At 32.0% G+C, this 701-nt stretch carries 1 protein-coding gene; it reads left to right on the top strand.

Annotated elements, in window-relative coordinates; genetic code table 11:
* A partial coding sequence (locus J1N10_RS20975) for a hypothetical protein (RefSeq protein ID WP_262328680.1) occupies window positions 1–548 on the top strand: 548 nt, incomplete at its 5' end.
* Between the last annotated feature and the right edge of the window lie 153 nt (window positions 549–701).

Genomic DNA, 701 nt, shown 5'->3' with positions numbered 1-701 from the left:
AAAAAGACGAAACCCTTTCAATAGAGGAATTTCATCATTTTTGCATGATAGAGGCAGAGTGTATTGAACATAAGATTCGAGGTTATGGAGAAAATTGCCCATTTAGTTCTTCCTTGATTGGAGGATCAATACTTTTAGAGAATATACCTCTTATTTATGATGCGATTGAGGCTTTGCTAGAATCAAATAACAATACAAGTGAAACTAAAAATTCTATTGGTCGTCCTCTATTTAGTGAAGGAATAAAAAATGACTATTATATGGCTTTGAAGAGCAGGTTTCACCCTACGGCAGAATTTAAAAAGTTTATTGAAGGTGACGAGTTTGAATCAAAAATTGACTTTTTAGGAAATCAACAAGAACTAGCCTCAATATTTCTGACAGGTAAAAATAATGAGGAAATTTCTTTTACAACATCCCAAAAACAAACGGCAGATTACCTTGTGCTTCATTTTACGTATAACGGCAAACCCTTAAATGATTTTAAAAACTATTTAAGTGGAGATAAGCGAATTAGTGAAAAAAACCTTTTTGATTTAAGCATTTAACTTTATTGCAATTAACTATACTCTGTTATAAATTAAATAGGGGGTACTATAGGGGGAACTATAGTATCCCCTATTTATTTTAGCTACAAACAGCGCTAAACTTGTATCATTGTTTAATCGCAAACATGATTAAGGCGCCTATAATCATCGTTT

It is taken from the genome of Carboxylicivirga litoralis (genome assembly GCF_025499605.1).
GTDB lineage: Bacteria > Bacteroidota > Bacteroidia > Bacteroidales > Marinilabiliaceae > Carboxylicivirga > Carboxylicivirga litoralis.
The sequence above is the reverse complement of the archived record's forward strand: the minus strand, read 5'-3'. Positions and strand labels throughout refer to the sequence as shown.